This is a genomic window from Clostridium sp. Marseille-P2415 (genome assembly GCF_900155545.1).
In the GTDB taxonomy this organism is placed as follows: domain Bacteria; phylum Bacillota; class Clostridia; order Lachnospirales; family Lachnospiraceae; genus Lacrimispora.
This window is the reverse complement of record NZ_LT732526.1, coordinates 1,148,443-1,168,699: the sequence shown is the minus strand read 5'-3', so window position 1 is coordinate 1,168,699 and position 20,257 is coordinate 1,148,443. Positions and strand designations below refer to the sequence as shown.

Below are 20,257 nucleotides of genomic sequence, written 5' to 3'. Positions count from 1 at the left end.
CAGTTATACCAGGGGGAATTGAAATGAGATTTACAAAATATAATTCATTAAATGATATTTTAAGTTATCCTGATATGCAGAAATATTTAAAAATATTTTATTCAGAATACCTTTTGGATCTGTATCCAAAAGAAATGGTAATGGAGCCTTTGGCCTTGTCAGAACATTTCGGAAAGACACCCTGGGAAGAACCCTTTCCTATTGTGGCAGACCAGCTTTTGGATGCAGCCAATGTGATTTTGGATTTTACGGAGAACCGCACAAGGGCATGTATTCCTCTGTGGAAATCAGAACAAGGCCAATGGACATTGGAAGATGAGGAAAAAGGGGATAAAAATCAGGTATTCTTACTGGTGCCGGTGCAGACAGATAAAAAAAAGAAACCGGCAGTGATTATTTGTCCTGGGGGCGGATATGAAGAGGTGTGTTTCAGCGGAGAGGGGAATCCCATATTAAATTATATGGAAGCGCAAGGATACCGGGCTTTTATTCTTCGATACCGCGTTGCCCCTGACCGGTATCCGAAGCCCCAGATGGATCTGGCGTTAGCCATACAGTACTTACGCGGGAATGCAGAGCAGTACGCCATTGACCCCAATGATATTATGGTACTAGGAGCCTCTGCCGGAGGTCATCTTTGCGCGTCGGAAGCGGCTCTTCATGAAAAAATAGCAGAACTGGTGGAAGAAGAGATAGCAAAGGAAGACCCTGACCGGTCAAAGAAGTATGAAAAGATAAGGGCAAGGCCGGATAAGGTTTGTCTTTGCTATCCTGTAATCAGTTTTTGTAAAGAACCCCATGAAGGCAGCTTTCGGGCATTGACCGGCGCCAATGAGAGTCTGCGAATGAGCCTTTCCGTAGAAAATTTGATTTCTTCCTCTTTTCCGAAGACCTTTGTATGGGCTTGTGAGGATGATGATTGTGTACCCGTAAGCAATGCAAAGCTTATGAGTGAAACATTAAAGGAAAAAGGTGTGGAATGCAAGCTTTGTATTTATCCGGGGGGCGGACATGGATGCGGCCTGGCTTTTTCTAAAGAGGCATGGAGCTGGAGCAGAGAAATGATTATCTGGATGAAAGGAACTTATTCTTCTTTTGAAGAAGATTGAGTAATCGATTTCCGGTATTCGGCAGGACTGATTCCTACATATTTTTTGAATTTTTTGTGGAAATAGTCTACATTCTTATAGCCCACCTTCTCTGCAATGGCATAGACCTTTAAATTTTTTTGTTCCAGCAGCTTTTTAGATTCCCTGATTCGAATTTGATCCACATAAGTATTAAAGTTCATTCCTAATTTTTTGCTGAAAATTTTTCCAAGATAAGAGCTGGTGTAGCCAAATAAAGGAGCGATGGATTCCAGTTTCATGTTTTCGTGGTAATTGTTTTGTATGTAATAAAGAATTTCGTCCATTACATTTTCACCTGAGGAATATCCGACACTATGCATCCACAAATCAAATTGCTCTGCTAAAAATGAAATAATTTCATATAGATAGTATTTTCTGTCAAGTAAGTCGATCACGGAAGCATTTGCTATAAAAGGGATATCTGCATTCCGGTATACCTGCATAATTTTTTGTTTAACCAAAATATAAATATCGATGAGTACATGCTTGATTGCAGGAATTTCTGATTTTGTATGATTCAATTCCATGGTAAGCTGTTTTAAAAGGGCTGTAATTAAAGTCTGATTATTGGACTGGATGTAATTCGAAAATTGAACTGCATAGTCCTGTGCCATATTCCCGGGAATTTCAGTTAAAAGATCCTCTTCTGAAATCAATTCTTCATAACCGATGATGTGCTGGTTTTCCCGGCAGAAAAAGCGCCGTTTGGTTAATTTACATACATCTTCATAAGAATAATGGATGTCCCGTATTCGCGCTGTCTTTTGTCCGTATGCAAGAAAAACAGAATCAAGGGGAGAGCCTTTTTGAGGCCCGGCCTGATAATGATTCCGCATATTCGTAAATTTTGATATGGCATGATCCCCTTTTAATAAAATAATCTTTTGCTGCTTCAGTTCAATAATATCAAATGAATGATTATCCTGGTTCGTTACCCGGATCAAATCGGCAAAGTTCCATATGGAGTGGAAATATTCCTGATTATAATTTTCATAGGCTGCTACCTGATATACATTTGCATTCAAATGCAGATCATCTGAATCCAAAGAGTGATAATCGCAGGTGTTTAAAAGAATATCCTTCAGTATTTCCTGTCTGGCCTTTGAACGGTATTGTTCATAAGAAGATTGTTTTTTTGTTTCTTTTAAAATAAGGTCTGCAATGGAATGAACGGCTTTTGCCAGTTCATCTTCATCAATTGGTTTTGTCAGATAAAAATTCACACCGTAGCGCATAGCTGTCTGCGCCAGTTTAAAATCAGAAATGCCGCTTAGTAATATGAATTTACCGGTAAAGCCATGAGAGACAGCCTTTTGTATCACTTCGATTCCCGTCATCTTTGGCATTCGAATGTCCAATAAAACCAGATCAGGATTTAATGCCAGGATTTTGTCCAGAGTTTCGGTACCGTCCATTGCCGTATCACATATGGTAAATCCAAACTGATTCCAATCGATGATATATTTTAAACCGTTTAATACAATTCTTTCATCATCAGCGATTAATACATTCATAGATCTTCCTCCGATAAATTATATAATGGAATTTTGAGTGTGACCAGTGTTCCGTAATTTTCTTTGCTCTTAACAGTTAGCCCATATTCCGGTCCGTAAAACAGTTTAATGCGGCTGTTGATGTTATACAGGCCGATTCCATGTTCCCTGTCTATTGGCGGGGCGCTTAAACCGGCAATTACCTTGCGGAGCGTTTCGTGTGACATTCCTGCCCCGTTATCATAAATATCCGAAATCAGTAAGTCTTCCGGAGATTTTCTGATACGAATAATAATGTGTCCCTTCTTTCCGGTTGTTTCAATGCCATGGGATATGGAATTTTCTACAATAGGCTGTAACAACAGCGGCAGAATCTGATAACTGGCCGGGTTAATGGTATCATCAATGTTCAGGGTATAATACAGCCTGGATTCAAATCGAAGGAGCTGTATGGATAAATAGGTGGTAATATAATCAATTTCCTTATCCAATGTGGTGGAACTTGTTTTCGTATTATCCAAAACATAGCGCATAGATTTGCCCAAGAGCTTGATGGCGGTGGCCACCTCTCTATTACCGTCAGAAAATGCCTTCATTCGAATCGTTTCCAAAGTATTATAAAGAAAGTGGGGATTGATCTGATTCACCAACAGCTTTAATTCCATCTGCTGCTGCTGGTTTGAGAAATTCTGCTCCTTAATCTGTGCTGCATAGATCTCGCCTTCTGCTGTCTTTATTTTTTTTACCATAGTCTTTAAGTCGGAAAATGCAGCAGATAATTCATCATCCCCCAAAACAGAATCTACAATCTCATAATTGTTATTGCTGACCTTATGCATGGCCAAGCGCAAAGTTTGGATTCTGGCGCTGAAGTACCCGGTAAATAAAACAAAAATCAATCCCGGTATCAGTAGGGCAAACAGTAAAATCAGCAGGAACGACAGTTGTGTCCGGTGTATGTAGGGCATTGCGTTCCGATTGGCAGAAAGGATATATATCCTGTCATCGGTACGGTAGGGTTTTAAACTCATCACAGAAGCGATGGCAGAAGAACCTTCTACCATAAATTTTCCTGTCCGGCTGTAATAGGAGGCGTTATAGTCTAAGTCTGCAGGAAACCGATTTCCCTCATAATGCCGCAGTGTACTGTAAAAAACGGGATCTTCATTTACGGAAATATAAACATGAGAACTGCCGTCCTTGATCAGGCTTCTAAGATGATCATTGGATATGGTCATGACCAATATGGCATAGGAACCCGTTTGGGGCAGAGGAATATGGCAGTAATAGGCGAGCTCCCAATAGGAATTGCCAATTTGATTTTTTTGAAGGCTGCTTTTCCAGAAGTTCCCTGAATTGGAAACAGCTTTGAGATACCATTCCTGAGAGCGGACTTCTTCATCAATAGGAAAGAAAAATTGCTTATCTGAGAAAGAGCGCAGCATATCGGGCCGGGTATAGAGACGAATGCCGGAAAGGCAGGCATTGGCAGCAAGAAGCTGTTTAAAACGGGTGTATTGGCTGCATGCGGCCAGGACCTCTTCATCTGCTTTATAGTCCGTAGTGAGTAACTGGTTTAAATCCTTGTCATCTGCCAGTGATTCATAAATATCGTAAAGAGGTAAAGTAGTGGTCAATAGAATGGAACGCACCCGTATGGCGTCTGATTCAGCCAAATACTTGTAGCTTTGTACCATCTGTTTGTTTGAGAAGAAATATATCAGGCCGCCAACGAAAAAGACGGGAATCATGATGGCGCAGATAAAAATAGTAATCAGCTGCCGTCTGACATTTTGTTTTGTAAAAAAATTTATATAAACTTTCCCCAAAGTCATAATTAATTCCACCCCTCCTTTATAATTATAATGCGCATCAGGTAAATTATATCATTTGTTCTTTCCAATAAATAAAGTATTTTATGCGATCATGTCACTTACTTGACCTGTAACAATGCATTAACGGTAACCTGGAAAGAAAGCTTAATTACGAAATAAATGGGTGGGGTTCTTGAAGAAGCATAGAAGTATGCAAAAAAGAATGAAATCCATATCTGTATAACAGAAAACAGCTCTAAACAAATAGTTCAGAGCTGCTTTTTCAAATGCCGATGGCCGGACTCGAACCGGCACGGATGTTGTCCGCTGCATTTTGAGTGCAGTGCGTCTGCCAATTCCGCCACATCGGCTTTTGTCTGCAACGTTCATTATTCTAACACAGGATTTTCCATTTGGCAAGTGTTTTTTGCGATTATTAAATTGAAAATAGGTGAAATATATTGTATGATAGAAAAAAGATATCGTTAAGGAGGTGTCTGGACTATGACATGTAAGGAAGCGGAAAGTCTGGTCATGCCATACATCAAGGATGAACTGACGGATGAAGAACTCCAGGAATTTCTGGAACACATGGAAGCCTGCCCGGATTGCCGGGAGGAACTGGAAATTTATTTTACTGTGGATGTAGGCATCAGGCAGCTGGACTCCGAAACGGGTAATTATAATATCAAGGGAGCTCTGGAGGCTGCGGTGGAGCAATCCGGACAAAGACTTCAGGCGGTAAGGCTTATTAAAATTGCCAGGTATGCAGTGTCCACCTTAAGCGTAATGGCACTGATTATTACTATCCTGCTGCAATGCCGGATATGGCTGCAGTGGGGGTTACTATGATGGGAGAGTATATGAACAGAAAAAAAACAGTATTAATAGATGGAAGCAGCATGTTAAAGGGAGCATTTTACGGACTTCCTGCCAATGGTGCTTACGGAATCCGGAATCTGATTATTCAGGCCCTTAAGATGGGGGAGGCGGACTATCTGGCCGTGGCTCTTAATTCTGAGAGGGAAAGCTTCTGGAAGGAACATAACAGGCTGGTACTGCAAGAGCTTTCAAAACAGGTGGGGGTCATGGAGGAGATGCTGGCTTCCATGGATATTCCGGTTCTTATTGCAGAAGGATATGGTTCTGCCGATGTCCTTGCATCATTGGCAAAACAATGCCGGGAGGACGAAGCGGAAGTTGTAATTCTTACAGAAGATAAAAGGCTTTTACAGGCGGTGGGAGAACATGTGACCGTCCGGATTCCGGCTGTTGTGGAAGAGGCATTTCAGTTTACGTCCTATTCTGCAGAAAGCATCCGGGAGGAATTCGGCCTGGAGCCCAGGGACTTAAAAGAAGTTCTTTCTCTGTCCGGGAGCGGGGGGATTGGTGAAAAAACTGCCTGCCGCCTGATCAGGCAGTACCAGAGCATTGAAAACCTCTATAATCATATCAATGAGGTGGAGCCTCCGCACATCAGAGAGGCTCTTTCTGTCCGCCGGGAGGAGGAGATGCCGGAGGAAAAGCCTGTTGCTCTTAAAGAAGACTGTGATATCCATCTGGATTACGTAAAATCCGCAGTGGAAGGCCGTCTTGCAAAGGCTTCTGATATGGATGCGGTACCATTGGTTTCCGGGGAAGCGAAAGAGGAAGAGGAATCTTCCTTAGAGGCAGGCTTCCGTACAGTTAGTGATTTTTTGGAAGCTGAAGCCATATTCTCCAAATGCGGGGAAGGCTGCAGCCTGGGGCTCCAGCTTGTGATTGAGGATAAGTCTGTATCGGCTTTGTCTCTTTGCGTGAGCGAAACGGAATGCTATTGTTTCATTCCACAGGGATTTTTAACTCCGGATTATTTGGCCGGAAAGGCGGAGGAAATCTGCAAAAGGGCAGGACAGGTGACAGTCCTTCATTTAAAGAACCAGCTGGCTTATTTAAAGACCTCACCGGAAAGCCCGGTATTCGATGCAGGGGTCGCCGGGTATTTGCTAAACCCGATGAAGGATTCTTATGAATACAATGATCTGGCGGAAGATTATCTTAAGTTGTCCGTTCCCTCCAAAACAGATCTGATCGGAAAAAGTTCTTTTAAGCATGCGCTGGCGGAAAACAGGGATAAAGCCGCTTCCTGCATCTGCTATATGTCCTATGTTGCATGGAAATGCGGGGACAGGCTTCGGGAAGAATTAAAAAAGACTGAAATGGATCAATTATTTTATGGGATCGAGATGCCATTGATCTACAGTCTGCATTATATGGAAGAAACGGGAATCCGGGTGGAACGGGAACGGCTAAAGGAATATGGAGATCGTTTAAAGGTCCGGATTACTGAAGTGGAACAGAAAATATATAAGGAAACAGGGGAAACGTTTAATATCAACTCCCCCAAACAGCTGGGTGAGGTGCTCTTTGACCATTTGAAGCTTCCCGGGGGGAAAAAAACAAAGACCGGTTATTCTACGGCCGCGGATGTGCTGGAGAAGCTGGCACCGGATTATCCTGTTGTAGAGCTGATCCTGGATTACAGACAGCTTACGAAGCTGAATTCCACCTATGCCGATGGGCTGGCAGCCTATATTGGTCCCGATGAACGGATTCATGGAACCTTTAACCAGACAATAACTGCCACCGGAAGGATCAGCAGTACAGAACCAAATCTGCAGAATATTCCGGTCCGCATGGAACTGGGCCGGGAGATCCGGAAGGTTTTTGTGCCCAAAGAGGGCTGTATGTTCGTTGATGCGGATTATTCCCAGATCGAACTCCGGGTACTTGCCCATATGTCAGGGGACCAGCGGCTCATAAACGCTTACAGGCAGGCAGAGGACATCCACGCCATTACCGCCTCAGAAGTATTCCATGTACCTCTTGATCAAGTGACGCCGCTCCAGAGAAGAAATGCAAAGGCGGTAAATTTCGGCATTGTATATGGCATCAGTTCCTTTGGTTTAAGTGAGGGCTTAAGCATCACCAGAAAAGAGGCTGCGGAATACATCAATAAATACTTTGAGACGTATCCGGGAGTGAAGGCATTTTTAGACGGGCTGGTGGCCAGGGCAAAGGAACAGGGCTATGCGGTCAGCATGTTTGGCAGACGCCGTCCTGTTCCGGAGCTTAAGTCTTCAAACTTCATGCAGCGTTCTTTTGGTGAACGGGTCGCCATGAATTCCCCGATCCAGGGAACCGCGGCGGATATTATGAAGATCGCCATGATCCGGGTGGACCGGGCCTTGAGAAATCAGGGGCTGAAATCCAGAATCGTTCTTCAGGTTCACGATGAACTTCTGATTGAAGCGTACCGTGACGAGCTGGACCAGGTTAAGAAACTGCTGGTGGAAGAGATGAAGCATGCGGCGGACTTAGAAGTATCCCTGGAGGTGGAGGCCAATGTGGGCGGCTCCTGGTTTGATGCAAAATAAGGGAATGGAGACAGTATGAGAGTAATTGGACTGACCGGAGGTGTCGGGGCCGGAAAAAGCCTGGTTCTTCATATCTTGGAAGAAGAATATGGCGCAGAAGTAATTAAGGCGGATGATGTAGCCCACGAGCTGATGGAACCCGGAAGAGATGGGTATCTTGCGGTCATAAAAGCTTTGGGAGACAGCATCTTAAAACCCGATGGAACCATTGACCGCCAGCTTCTGTCGGGACGCATCTTTCAGGATGAGAATACCAGGAAAACAGTGAACGGAATGATCCATCCGATGGTATGGAAAACAATACGGGATAAAATTTCTGCTTCCCAAGCCGGGCTTATTGTGGTAGAATTTGCAATTATGGGTGAGAAGGCGGATAGCAGCTATGATGAAATGTGGTATGTTCGTGCATCAGAGCAGAACCGGATCCGCCGTTTGGCAGAAAACAGGGGATATACAAGAGAACGTTCAGAACGCATGATAGCGAGCCAGGCCTCAGAATCAGAGTTTTTAGCCCGATGTGACAGGGTGATTGAAAATAACGGTTCTATAGAAGAGGTAAAGGGACAGCTGGCGGAAATATTGAAAAGCAGGGGATAAGAAGAAATATGAGACTGGTAAGTATTGCAAGCGGGAGCAGCGGAAACTGCATTTATGTGGGCTCCGATACCACCCATATCCTGGTAGATGCCGGGATCAGCAACAAACGGATCGAGCAGGGGCTGAATGAAATCGGAGTGAAGGGGAGTGAATTAACCGGGATCGTTATCACTCACGAGCACTCCGACCATACAAAAGGGCTGGGAGTCCTGGCCAGGAGGTATGGTGTTCCTATTTATGGAACCAGGGAAACACTGGAAGAGGTATCGAAGCAGAAATCCCTCGGAGAATATCCAAAGGAACTGTTTTGTGCCATCAGGCCGGATGTGGATTTTTCCGTGGGAGATCTGGAAGTAAAACCGTTTTCCATTGATCACGATGCGGCAAACCCGGTGGCTTACCGGATCCAGCATGGCTGCAAATCTGTTGCAGTCGCCACTGATATGGGGCATTATGACCAGTATATTATTGAACATCTTCAGGGCCTTGATGCAGTGCTTTTAGAGTCCAATCATGATGTGAATATGCTGCAGGCAGGACCATATCCCTATTATCTGAAACGCCGGATACTGGGAGACCACGGTCATCTTTCCAATGAGAATGCGGGACGTCTTTTATGCTGTATTCTCCACGAAAATTTAAAGAAGATTCTGCTGGGGCATTTAAGCAAGGAAAATAATTACGAAGAACTTGCTTATGAGACCGTAAAGCTTGAGATCACTGAGGGAGATAATCCATTTAAGGCATCAGATTTTTCCATAGCGGTTGCAAAAAGGGATCAGATGTCGGAAATTATCACGATATAAAAGAGGAGAGGCATTATGAACAAAACGATTATTACAGTAGTTGGAAAAGATACCGTAGGGATCATCGCAAAGATTTGCACTTACCTGGCAGACAACCGGGTGAACATATTGGATATTTCCCAGACCATTGTGCAGGGATTTTTTAATATGATGATGATTGTGGACATCGATGATGCAGCAAAGCCTTTCGGGGAACTGGCCGATGAACTGGAGCAGATCGGTGATGAGATCGGCGTTAAGGTAAAATGCCAGCGTGAGGAAATTTTCACCAAAATGCACCGGATCTAGTGACGACAGCAAGGCTAAAGAAAAGGATGGGTTCCCGATATGTTGAATATGTTTGAAGTGAACGAAACAAATAAGATGATTGAACAGGAACTGCTGGACGTACGCACCATTACCATGGGTATCAGCCTCCTGGACTGCTGTGACAGTGATTTAAAAGCAGTGAATGAAAAAATCTACCATAAGATCACAACCGTTGCCAAAAATCTGGTAGCGGTTGGAAAAGAAATTGAAAAAGATTTTGGCATTCCCATTGTAAATAAGAGGATTTCCGTTACTCCCATCGCTTTGGTCGGCGGTGCGGCCTGTAAAAAGCCGGAAGATTTCGTAACCATTGCAGAAACTCTTGACCGTGCGGCCAAGGAAGTGGGCGTGAATTTTATCGGCGGTTACTCTGCTTTGGTAAGCAAGGGCATGACCGCTGCGGATAAAAATCTGATCCGTTCCATCCCGGAAGCGCTTGCCTGTACAGACCGGGTATGCAGTTCCGTCAATGTCGGTTCCACCAAAACCGGTATCAACATGGATGCAGTGGCCCTTATGGGTGAAATTGTCTTAGAGACTGCAAAGGCTACAAAGGACAGGGATTCCCTTGGCTGTGCAAAGCTGGTGGTATTCTGCAATGCGCCGGATGATAACCCTTTTATGGCCGGTGCTTTCCACGGTGTTACGGAAGCCGATGTTATCATTAACGTAGGAGTCAGCGGTCCGGGAGTTGTAAAGACTGCCATTGAGGCCGCCCGCGGAAAAGATTTTGAAGTCCTCTGTGAAACCATTAAGAAAACAGCGTTTAAGATTACCCGCGTGGGACAGCTGGTTGCCCAGGAGGCATCAAAGCGGTTAGATGTTCCATTCGGAATCATAGACTTATCCCTGGCACCCACGCCGGCCATTGGTGACAGTGTGGCCGAGATTCTGGAAGAAATCGGTCTGGAGCGGGTAGGGGCTCCGGGCACGACTGCAGCCCTTGCCATGTTAAATGACCAGGTGAAAAAGGGCGGAGTCATGGCCTCCTCCTATGTGGGCGGTTTAAGCGGCGCATTTATACCGGTAAGCGAAGACCAGGGAATGATCGATGCAGTAGCCATGGGCGCCCTTAATTTAGAAAAGCTGGAGGCCATGACCTGTGTTTGCTCCGTTGGACTTGATATGATTGCCATTCCGGGAGATACGCCGGCTACAACGATTGCAGGCATTATTGCGGACGAATCGGCGATCGGTATGGTGAACCAGAAGACAACTGCTGTCCGCATCATCCCGGTTATCGGAAAATCTGTTGGAGAAACCGTGGAATTCGGAGGACTTCTGGGTTATGCCCCTGTTATGCCGGTCAACCGGTACTCCTGTGAGAAATTTGTGACCAGAGGCGGACGGATTCCGGCACCGATTCACAGCTTTAAGAATTAAAATGCCGGCATATGGTAAAAATGAACTGCGGAGGATACAAAGGATGAATATTTATCTGATCCGCCATGGACGGCAGAGCAGCAGGCTATGCAATGTAGATGTGGGCTTATCCGAAGAAGGCCGCCGTCAATCGGCTCTGGTTGGCGGGCGGCTGGCCTTTATGAATATTGATGCTGTTTACTCCAGTCACCTGATCCGGGCTGTGGAGACCGCACGGGAGGCAAATGGCTGCTGGAATGCAAAGCATATCATAAAAAAGGAGCTGAAAGAGATTTCCTTTGGGGATATGGAGGGCATGACAGATGAGGATATTGCAGGGAAGTTCGCTGATTTCAAGAAGGAACAGGAAAGAATGGTTAAGGACCTGCCCTATCCCGGAGGAGAATGTGCTGCGGATGTCATAAAGCGGGCCATGCCTGTCTTTGAAGAAATAGCCGGAAGCGGCTGTAAAAATGTAGCTGTGGTGACCCATGGCGGGGTCATCCGCGCGATCACTGCAGCATTTCTTCATATGGAGCCAAAAGATTACCGCCTTCTTGGGAATTCACTTGAGAACTGCAGCATTACGGAAGTGCGATGGAATGAAAAAACAATGCGTTTTTCCGTGGAACGCTTTAATGACTATGCACATCTGGAACCTTATCCGGAGCTTTTGCGGGCGAGCTGGACAGATGCAGAAAACTGAAAGCAGAAAGGAATTGTTTGGTTCAATGGAACAAAAGGAAAGGGAAAATTTAATTCAGATTACAGGAGAATTTCTGGATGAAAATCTTCTTCGGATCGTAATCAGCAATCCGGCCGATAAGCAGGGCGTTTCCAAAGTAAAGGTGCGCCCGCTTTTGCTGCGGGGAGATTTGATTTTCCAGGCGGAAGAACTGGTGGGAAACCAGGCCTTCCACAGGAATTTTTCCGCCGGGGAATGTGCCCTCTATATAGCAGATCTGCTGGATGGAAGGCTGCACCAGCTGGAACTGGAATCCCGGAAGGGCCAGATAAGGATTCTGATGAGCAAAAAGGGTGTCCCCAGCATCAAGGTGAAACGGCAGCAGCCAAAGATTGCAGCAGTTCCTCCTGCTGCCGGCCATAACAGACAGAAACGTTATATCTTAAAAGAAGGCAGGCCGGTCCCTTTTCTGGTGGATCTTGGAGTTATGACCGGGGATGGGAACATTGTAAAATCGCGGTATGATAAGTTCCGGCAGATCAACCGCTTTCTGGAATTTATAGAGGATATTCTTCCCAGACTTGATAAGAACAGAGAAAATGTGATCATTGATTTTGGCTGCGGGAAATCCTATCTGACTTTTGCCATGTATTATTATCTTCATGAGCTGAAGGGTTATTCGATCCGGGTCATCGGTCTGGATTTAAAGCAGACGGTAATCGATAACTGCAACCGCCTAAAAGAGCAGTATGGATATGATAAATTGAATTTTTATCATGGAGATATTGCTTCCTATGAGGGAGTGGATCATGTAGATATGGTTGTAACTCTTCATGCCTGTGATACTGCTACGGATTATGCCCTGGCTAAGGCGGTCCGGTGGGGGGCTGCCGTCATTTTGTCGGTTCCCTGCTGCCAGCATGAGCTGAACAAGCAGATAGAAAATGATCTTATGGCTCCTGTATTACAATACGGACTGATTAAGGAGCGGATGGCCGCCCTTTATACCGATGCCATCAGGGCTGAAATTCTGGAAAACCAGGGATACCGTACCCAGATTCTTGAATTCATCGATATGGAGCACACGCCTAAGAATATTTTGATTCGGGCAGTCAAGCAGGGCGGAAAGAAGGATAACCGCAGGGAGATCGGAGAAATTCTGGATTTCTTTCATGGGAAACAGACACTTGCCACACTTCTGCTGGAAAAAGATGATCCTGCAGGATAAACCTTCCCATATAAAGAAGATGGTAATTTTTAAGCATATGTGTTATGATAAAGAAAATATTTTAAGGAGGAGATTGTCATGCCTTTTATCAACTCTAAAGTAAATGTTGCGTTATCAGAAGAAGAAAAAGAAATGTTAAAAATAAAACTTGGGACTGCCATCAGCCTGATCCCCGGAAAGTCAGAAAGCTGGCTGATGGTTGGCTTTGAAGATAATTATTCTCTGTATTTCAAAGGGAAGAATAATACGAAAATGGCTTTTGTAGAGGTGAAAATTTTTGGGCATGCCTCAGACCGGGATTATGACCGGCTGACTGCTGAAATCTGCAAGATCTATAAAGAGGTTCTCGGAATCGCTCAGGATAAAATCTATGTAAAATATGAAGAAGTGGATCACTGGGGCTGGAATGGAAGCAACTTTTAACCATATTGTCTGACATATATGGCAGGAGGATCGGCTTATGGAGCTTTGGGATATTTATGATGAAAACCGAGTGGCCACCGGAAGAAAGCATGTACGCGGAGTCCCGCTTGGTGCGGGGGAATATCACCTTATTGCCGATGTATGGACTGTAAATGAGAGGCAGGAGGTGCTGTTAACCAGACGGCATCCGGATAAACCCTATGGGCTTATGTGGGAATGTACCGGAGGTTCGGTTCTTGCGGGAGAAACAAGCGTGGATGGAGCTTGCAGGGAGCTTGCGGAAGAGGTAGGAATCCGGGCGGAAAAAGATGAACTCCTCCTGATTCATTCCATTCGTCAGAAAGAGCGGTTTGTAGACACTTATATTACCAGACAGAAGATTTCCATAAAAGATATCATTCTTCAGCCGGATGAGGTAGTGGATGCAAAGCTTGTCACATTTGATGGGCTTCTTGAAATGTGGGAACAGGGAATCGTAGTTCCCAAATCCCGCTTCCTTCTATATAAAGACAGGATCAGGGAATTCACCCAGCCGTCGTCATAGGATGACGACGGAATGGGTGAATTCATTTTTCATTTTAATCTGATATTTATCCTGTACAATGGTCTGATAAATGTGGGAACAGTAAAAATCCTGCCGGAGCATGGACCAGGATGCTCCCTTAAGGATAAATTCTGCATCGGCTGTTTTTGTTATAAGAGGGATGCTCCCTCTCTTTTTTATTTGTCCCATAAGTTCCGCCGAGGCTTTCCGGAAGCCTAAAACCCGGGCATAAGGGGCGTAACCGGCTTTCCGGCCTGACATGATTTTATCGGAAGTGATTCCCAAAGTGATATGAAGCAGAGCTCTGCTGATTCGTGTATAAGTATACTGCCGGGTCTTTAAGCTGTTAATCTTTTCCTCAAAGGGAAGGAAATCCGGCAGCTGCTTAAGGAGCCTGGCGGCAAGTTCCTCTGAAACATCGGCATATCTCTGATAGGGAATTTCTTCATAGGAAAGGCGAAGCAGTGATGTGTTTAAAAAGGTGCTGAAATCGTCAGGAAACACAGGGTATCCCTGTTCCATCATCTGCCGAACGGGATCCGGGACCTGGGTCAGGGGAGAATCTGCAAGCTTCCGGGCTTCCGGGTTTTCCTTCAGAGCCTTTCGGATACCGGTAGCAGAGCTGTAAGTGCCTGGTGTCAGGATTGTATCGTGATAGCCGCTTCCTTTCCGGGATATGGTGACAGGAGTCATAGCGCTTTTTTGTCTGTAAATTGCCTTTAAATATTCAATGCCAAGGATGTTGTTTGGAGATGCCAGGACAGAGGCATCTTCTTCTTTTAATATGCCGCAGGCAATCAGCGCATGATTTCTTGCCTCCGGAAAGGTAGCGCCTTTTTTCAACTCCTTACGTAACTGCTCCGTATAAACAGGGGGTTCCATGGCTAAAATAGAAGCAATACCGGAAAGTTTTTCCACCTCTCCGCATTCACTCCCAAAGCAGACGGATCCCGTTACTCCCAGACCGTCTAAAAGGGCGATTCCGCAGGCAGCAAAATCCTCTGCACTGCTGGTTGCGAAGACAGAAGGAAGTTCTAATACAAGGTCGGCTCCGCATGACAAAGCCATAGCTGTCCTGGTATATTTATCATAGACCGCAGGGGCTCCTCTTTGTACAAAATCCCCGCTCATGGCAACGATGCAGTAGTCGGCCTGTGCCAGTTCCTTTGCTTTCCTGATATGATAGGCATGTCCATTGTGGAATGGATTGTATTCAGCTATGATGCCGACGGCATTTGATTTTTTGTTTTTCGCCATAAAAAATATCCTTTTTTCTCTTTTTATACTCTATTATGCTATTGTTCCGCAAAAAATGCAAATTATTTTGTCACAAGACTTGAAAATTTTAACGAATGCTCATAGAATAGAGTGAGAATCAATAAAAACATTGATGAACAAGAACAGGAGAATAGATAAGTATGAATTTTATCGTTGAAACATCGGCTCGTCATGTACATTTATCTCAGAAACATCTTGAGATTTTATTTGGAGAGGGTTATGAACTAACAAATAAAAAAAATTTATCCCAGCCCGGTCAGTTTGCCTGTGAAGAAAGAGTAACCGTTGTAGGTTCCAAGAGCGAATTAAAGGGAGTTTCCATTTTGGGACCGGTTCGGAAAGCAACTCAGGTAGAGCTTTCCCTGACTGATGCCCGTTCCGTTGGAATTGCTGCACCGGTCAGAGAATCCGGTGATATCGCCGGCAGCGGTGCGTGCAAGATCATAGGACCGGCTGGTGAAATTGAAATTTCAGAGGGTGTGATTGCTGCAAAGCGCCATATCCATGCGACTCCTGCTGATGCAGAAAAGCTTGGCGTCACGAACGGGGAAATCGTTTCTGTTAAAGTCGATACAGACGGCAGAAGCCTTGTATTCGGAGATGTAGTGGTACGTGTAAGCGACACCTATGCTTTGGCTATGCACATTGATACAGATGAATCAAACGCAGCAGGCTGCGGAAGAGAACAATACGGAGAAATCGTAAAATAATCGAAGGAGAATAAATCTTATATGAAAATTTTAGTTATCAACTGCGGAAGCTCTTCCTTAAAATATCAGCTGATCGATATGGAAAATGAGGGAGTTTTAGCAAAGGGTTTATGTGAAAGAATTGGTATTAATGGTTCCAAGCTGACTCATAAGGCAGAGGGAAAAGGCGAAAAGGTAGTAGAAAAGGATATGCCGAATCACACAGTTGCTATCAAGTTGGTTATGGATGCATTGGTTGAGCCTGAATACGGCGTGCTCAAGGATACCAGTGAAATCTCCGCAGTAGGTCACCGAGTTCTCCACGCCGGAACGATTTACAGCGATTCCATCGTAGTGAATGAAGATGTGAAAAAGGTTATCCGCGACTGCTTCGATTTAGGGCCTCTTCATAATCCGGCAAACTTAATGGGCATTGAGGCATGTGAGGATGCAATGCCAGGAGTACCGAATGTTGCCGTATTTGATACCGCTTTCGGTATGGGTATGCCCGAAAAAGCAGCATTATATGCGATTCCGCCTGAATATTATGAGAAATACAGCATCCGCCGTTACGGCTTCCATGGAACAAGCCACAGCTATGTATCCAAAGAAGCTTTGAAGTTCTGCGGACTGGATCCGAATAAGGGGAAAGTTATCGTATGCCATTTAGGCAATGGAGCCAGCATTTCTGCTTCCATCGGCGGAAAATGTGTAGATACCAGCATGGGGCTTACTCCATTGGAAGGCCTTATAATGGGAACCAGAAGCGGTGATATTGATCCGGCTGTGGTTCAGACTATCTGTAATAAGGAAGGCAAGGATGTAAATGAAGTATTAGACATTTTAAATAAGAAGTCTGGTATTCTCGGTATGTCCGGCGGCATTTCCAGCGATTTCCGTGATGTACAGAAGGCTCAGGCAGAAGGAAACCATCAGGCAGATATTGCAATTCAGGCATTTATTTACCGGGTTGCAAAATACATTGGCGCTTATACCGCAGCAATGAACGGTGTTGATGCCATCGCCTTTACTGCAGGTGTCGGTGAGAATGATAAGCCGATCAGAGGTGCAATTTGTGAATACTTAGGTTACCTTGGGGTTTCCATCGATGCAGAAGCCAACAGTCTGAGAGGAAAGCGTGTCATGATTTCTTCACCGGAGTCCGGAGTTAAGGTATGCGTCATTCCTACCGATGAAGAGCTTGCCATTGCAAGAGAGACAAAAGCTCTGGTATAATCTGAGACACAATGACACATGATAATTGTATGTAAAATGAAATATGGAAATATTTTGTTGACAAATAGTGTGCCCCTATGTATAATAACATAGGTGCGTATTAGGAGACTAATATGCTTATTAATTTAACCGAGTTGTTTACCCTGGAGGGGAAAGAGAAAACTTATACACCCGATATAGAGATGAAAGTCTACCACGGGCCGAACGGTGATTATGAAGTGGCGGATGCCGAACCAGTCGTGCTGCGGATTATGAATCTGGGAGACAAAAAGCTGGAAGTGGAAGGGAAAGCAAAGCTTGCTCTGATCATTCCATGTGACCGCTGCCTTGATCCGGTGCGTATTGATTTGGGATTTGATATCATCCGGACGATTGATTTAAGCGAAACGGAAGAAGGGCGTATCAATGATCTCGAAGAACAACCATATGTTAACGGTTATAATCTGGATGTAGACCAGTTGGTTTGTGATGAACTCATACTGAACCTGCCTATGAAGGTTCTCTGCAGTGAAGACTGCAAGGGGATTTGTAATAGATGTGGAACAAATCTCAATCATGAGACTTGTGACTGCGATATTAGGTCTGCAGACCCTAGAATGGCAGTCATCCAGGATATTTTTAAACAGTTTAAGGAGGTGTAACCATGTCTATCTGTCCAAAGAACAAATCTTCTAAGGCAAGAAGAGATAAACGTAGAGCAAACTGGAAGATGAGCGCTCCAAACTTAGTGAAATGCAGCAAGTGCGGCGCACTTATGATGCCTCACAGAGTATGCAAGGCTTGCGGTTCTTATAACAAGAAAGAAATTGTGAAGGTTGAAGACTAATTTTTTGCTTGCAGACTGAAATAAAATATTTTAGATAACTTGTAAAACAAAGGTTTTATCTATCTGATAATTATTTTAAGTCGTGGCACTTTCGATAATAACACATATCGATTTAAAATGGTCACTGAAAAGCTGTTATCTATTGATGAGATAACAGCTTTTTTCATGTGTGGACCATCGATTTTTAAAGAAAAGCCTTAACTAAAAGACTCTCATTCATGACAATAGAAAGTACACGAAGTGTACTTTCTATTGTTGTATCTGTTTATGTGTTTAGATTAAGACTGAATATCTGCCATGAATTGATAACAGCTTCCGAAGACAGCCCCGTGATGCGTTACGGCTCCGTACCAAGAATGAGTTGTCCGTCATAGTAAATGGTAATGTTACCGTCTTTTTGATAGGAGTAATCATCTGATTGGTCATATAAGCTCCAATCCGTTTTTGCCGTTCTTGTATCGATGTTCAGGGTTGCACCCTTCATAAATTTATCGGTCGTATTGAACTTAATCTCTAAGTATCTGCCGGCCCCGGCTTCTTCTTTATCAAATGATACATACTCTCCCGTAACCTGTCCGGTATAGGGAACATACCAGGGATCCTTGTCGGCCCGAAGCGCCGCATTGTCACAGTAGAAGCTCTCCGGTGCAATTCCCTCCTTTGTATAATAATAACGCAGCACCAGCTTTGATAAATCAAGATCTTCTCCGCCGGCATTGTAAATCTGGAAGGAATTGGTAATCGTGTTGGTGGAGGCCTGGCCATTACCGGTATTACTCAGTTTAAGCGTAACATCCACGGGGTCATTAGGTTCATCAGGTTCATCTGGATCCGGGGTCGGCGTATCGCCCGGATCACTGTCTGTAAATTCAGGAAGTTCATCCAACGTGATCACGGAGTCGCTGTTATAGATCTTATTTACCATGGTACTTTCCGTATAGGTATTTCCTACCTTTCCCGTGGAATCTATGATATAGTCCCCATACCAGACTGCAAAATACAGCCAATGGGTATTATCCCGCTCCATCAGGTCCGGATCCATCATGACTCCGTTTTCGCTTAAGGCCGTCATCTTGGTACCGCCGGAATAATTGACGGTTTTCATAAATTGATCCGGAAGAGCGCTATAGGAATGCTTTTCGGCATAAATATCGGTTCCTGCTATGTCACAGTATTCATCTCCCGGATACCAGTCCTGATCCTGGCCGTTCCATACCCAGATCAGATTGTTTAACTTATGGTAATAGGTCTGGCGTTCAAACATTAATTTATAAAGCCATTGATATGCATCCGCACCTGCAGCACCCCACCAGAACCATCCGCCGCTGGCTTCATGGAGCGGTCTCCAAAGCACTGTCACGTCTTCCTTCTGCAACTGATCCAGATACCCGGATATCACATCAATATCACGAACGATCAGATAGCATTCCTCAGAAATTGTTCCCGCCTGGTATAAGGCTTTGATTTCTTCTAAGGACTTTTGGCTGATATCCAGATCCGTCACTGCCTTTGACAAGTCGAAAGTAGTATCCTTTGTATAGAAGGATGCGCCTCCCTTCGGTGCATGCCAATGCCATTGGAACGTGGTAAGTCCGCCCATTTTGTCCCATTCCTTCGCAATATTTACTTCCTCAGAGGACTGATAATCACTGGCAGGGTCACAGAAGATGAAATCCAGCATGCGAATTGCCGGGTATTTTCCGGTTAAGTCGTGAATTGCTTCAATCTCCGTACTTTTATTCAGTGTACAGGACTGGCCGGACAGAGTTTTTTGTCCATAGATACTTTTTAAGTATTTCATGATGTCCACAGTCCTTTTGTTCGCATTGGGATTCACCAGATCGGATGTCGCGGAGGAATATACGGAATCATCGACACCGGAACCTTCCTCAATTGTAATAGAGTCCAGATCAAACCAGCCCCAATATTCCCCTATGGAGATTGTAGCTGTTCCCGCCTCCAGCCAGACGCTCTCGATCTTCGTATCGTGCCAGGCTCCGTCACCGTCGCTGTAAATAATTCCAGCCTGCTTGCCGTTGATAGTAAGATAATTTTCTTTGTAGCTGTCCGAAGCCGTCCGCACAGTAAAGGTATAGTGTCCTGATTTGGGAATCTCTGCCTTGAAGGACCAGGAATTACCGTCTTTTTGTGTAAAACCGGTGGCATAGCCGGTTCCGCTGTACCCCGCCCTTGTGGCGGCCATTTTAACATCCCCTGACATTACAGCGTCTTCAGCCTCAAAATGATATTGATAATTTTCCGTCTCATTTTCCGCGTCAGCATCAACAGGATTTTGCATCAATGTCCCATTTGCTTGCCCTGCTGCAGCTACGCTTACCGGCGTTAACGCAGTGGACAGTGTTAATGCAAAGACAGTTGCTCTTCGTAGGAATTTTTTCATAAATAATTTACCCCCTTATG

Annotated in this window: 19 protein-coding genes and 1 tRNA gene; 15 read left to right on the top strand and 5 right to left on the bottom strand. The window is 44.6% G+C overall.

All coding sequences use genetic code 11. The features are described 5' to 3' along the window. Positions 1 to 23 precede the first annotated feature (23 nt). The gene (locus tag BQ9856_RS10365; RefSeq protein WP_077610968.1) at positions 24 to 1,109 is read left to right on the top strand and encodes an alpha/beta hydrolase; all 1,086 of its coding nucleotides are present in this window, start codon (positions 24 to 26) and stop codon (positions 1,107 to 1,109) included. On the opposite strand, the gene BQ9856_RS10360 is transcribed toward BQ9856_RS10365, so the two are convergent. From BQ9856_RS10360 to BQ9856_RS10350, 3 genes are all read right to left on the bottom strand, one after another. Then, a complete protein-coding gene (locus BQ9856_RS10360; protein WP_077610967.1) occupies positions 1,085 to 2,644 on the bottom strand; it encodes a response regulator in 1,560 nt (519 codons plus the stop codon). The two genes, BQ9856_RS10365 and BQ9856_RS10360, sit on opposite strands and share 25 nt — an antisense overlap. Continuing rightward, on the bottom strand, positions 2,641 to 4,470 hold the full coding sequence (locus tag BQ9856_RS10355) for a sensor histidine kinase (protein WP_207663102.1): 1,830 nt from the start codon (positions 4,468 to 4,470) through the stop codon (positions 2,641 to 2,643). The genes BQ9856_RS10360 and BQ9856_RS10355 overlap by 4 nt, the downstream gene beginning before the upstream one ends. A 255-nt stretch (positions 4,471 to 4,725) precedes the next feature. Then, positions 4,726 to 4,808, bottom strand: a tRNA-Leu gene (locus tag BQ9856_RS10350). A 133-nt stretch (positions 4,809 to 4,941) separates the two neighbouring features. Between BQ9856_RS10350 and BQ9856_RS10345 the strand changes: the two genes are divergently transcribed. From BQ9856_RS10345 to BQ9856_RS10300, 10 genes are all read left to right on the top strand, one after another. Continuing rightward, the gene (locus BQ9856_RS10345; protein WP_077610965.1) at positions 4,942 to 5,289 is read left to right on the top strand and encodes an anti-sigma factor family protein; all 348 of its coding nucleotides are present in this window, start codon (positions 4,942 to 4,944) and stop codon (positions 5,287 to 5,289) included. A gap of 11 nt (positions 5,290 to 5,300) precedes the next feature. Then, positions 5,301 to 7,853 carry a DNA polymerase I gene (gene polA / locus BQ9856_RS10340; RefSeq protein WP_077613331.1) on the top strand — a complete coding sequence of 851 codons (2,553 nt, stop codon included), beginning with the start codon at positions 5,301 to 5,303 and terminating at the stop codon, positions 7,851 to 7,853. Positions 7,854 to 7,868: 15 nt separating this feature from the next. Next, entirely contained in the window at positions 7,869 to 8,450 is a 582-nt protein-coding gene (coaE, locus tag BQ9856_RS10335; RefSeq protein ID WP_077610964.1) for a dephospho-CoA kinase, read from the top strand. An 8-nt stretch (positions 8,451 to 8,458) separates the two neighbouring features. After that, positions 8,459 to 9,256 (top strand): MBL fold metallo-hydrolase, encoded by a 798-nt coding sequence (locus tag BQ9856_RS10330; RefSeq protein WP_077610963.1) that lies wholly within the window; start codon positions 8,459 to 8,461, stop codon positions 9,254 to 9,256. 15 nt (positions 9,257 to 9,271) lie between these two features. Next, positions 9,272 to 9,544, top strand: a complete 273-nt coding sequence (locus tag BQ9856_RS10325) for an ACT domain-containing protein (protein WP_077610962.1) — start codon at positions 9,272 to 9,274, stop codon at positions 9,542 to 9,544. A gap of 39 nt (positions 9,545 to 9,583) precedes the next feature. Then, on the top strand, positions 9,584 to 10,948 hold the full coding sequence (locus BQ9856_RS10320; RefSeq protein ID WP_077610961.1) for a PFL family protein: 1,365 nt from the start codon (positions 9,584 to 9,586) through the stop codon (positions 10,946 to 10,948). A gap of 43 nt (positions 10,949 to 10,991) precedes the next feature. Then, entirely contained in the window at positions 10,992 to 11,633 is a 642-nt protein-coding gene (locus tag BQ9856_RS10315) for a histidine phosphatase family protein (protein ID WP_077610960.1), read from the top strand. Further along, complete coding sequence (locus BQ9856_RS10310) at positions 11,620 to 12,840, top strand: class I SAM-dependent methyltransferase (RefSeq protein WP_442855519.1); 1,221 nt, start codon at positions 11,620 to 11,622, stop codon at positions 12,838 to 12,840. The genes BQ9856_RS10315 and BQ9856_RS10310 overlap by 14 nt, the downstream gene beginning before the upstream one ends. A gap of 78 nt (positions 12,841 to 12,918) precedes the next feature. Then, a complete protein-coding gene (locus tag BQ9856_RS10305) occupies positions 12,919 to 13,263 on the top strand; it encodes a phenylpyruvate tautomerase MIF-related protein (protein ID WP_077610959.1) in 345 nt (114 codons plus the stop codon). Between the two features lie 37 nt (positions 13,264 to 13,300). Further along, entirely contained in the window at positions 13,301 to 13,807 is a 507-nt protein-coding gene (locus BQ9856_RS10300) for an NUDIX hydrolase (RefSeq protein ID WP_077610958.1), read from the top strand. Here the strand turns inward: BQ9856_RS10300 and BQ9856_RS10295 are convergent. After that, a complete protein-coding gene (locus tag BQ9856_RS10295; protein ID WP_077610957.1) occupies positions 13,802 to 15,064 on the bottom strand; it encodes a nucleotidyltransferase in 1,263 nt (420 codons plus the stop codon). The two genes, BQ9856_RS10300 and BQ9856_RS10295, sit on opposite strands and share 6 nt — an antisense overlap. Before the next feature lie 161 nt (positions 15,065 to 15,225). Here BQ9856_RS10295 and BQ9856_RS10290 point away from each other — a divergent pair, with 161 nt between their 5' ends. The 4 genes from BQ9856_RS10290 (at position 15,226) to rpmF (ending at position 17,836) form a co-directional block, all read left to right on the top strand. Further along, positions 15,226 to 15,795 carry a PduL/EutD family phosphate acyltransferase gene (locus tag BQ9856_RS10290; RefSeq protein WP_077610956.1) on the top strand — a complete coding sequence of 190 codons (570 nt, stop codon included), beginning with the start codon at positions 15,226 to 15,228 and terminating at the stop codon, positions 15,793 to 15,795. 21 nt (positions 15,796 to 15,816) lie between these two features. Then, positions 15,817 to 17,010: an acetate/propionate family kinase gene (locus BQ9856_RS10285; RefSeq protein WP_077610955.1), complete on the top strand. Its 1,194-nt coding sequence runs from the start codon at positions 15,817 to 15,819 to the stop codon at positions 17,008 to 17,010. A 113-nt stretch (positions 17,011 to 17,123) separates the two neighbouring features. Beyond that, complete coding sequence (locus tag BQ9856_RS10280) at positions 17,124 to 17,651, top strand: YceD family protein (protein ID WP_077610954.1); 528 nt, start codon at positions 17,124 to 17,126, stop codon at positions 17,649 to 17,651. A gap of 2 nt (positions 17,652 to 17,653) precedes the next feature. Next, positions 17,654 to 17,836 (top strand): 50S ribosomal protein L32, encoded by a 183-nt coding sequence (rpmF, locus tag BQ9856_RS10275; RefSeq protein ID WP_077610953.1) that lies wholly within the window; start codon positions 17,654 to 17,656, stop codon positions 17,834 to 17,836. 337 nt (positions 17,837 to 18,173) lie between these two features. Here rpmF and BQ9856_RS10270 read toward each other — a convergent pair whose 3' ends face one another. Further along, the gene (locus tag BQ9856_RS10270) at positions 18,174 to 20,237 is read right to left on the bottom strand and encodes a glycosyl hydrolase (protein ID WP_077610952.1); all 2,064 of its coding nucleotides are present in this window, start codon (positions 20,235 to 20,237) and stop codon (positions 18,174 to 18,176) included. Positions 20,238 to 20,257: the final 20 nt, after the last annotated feature.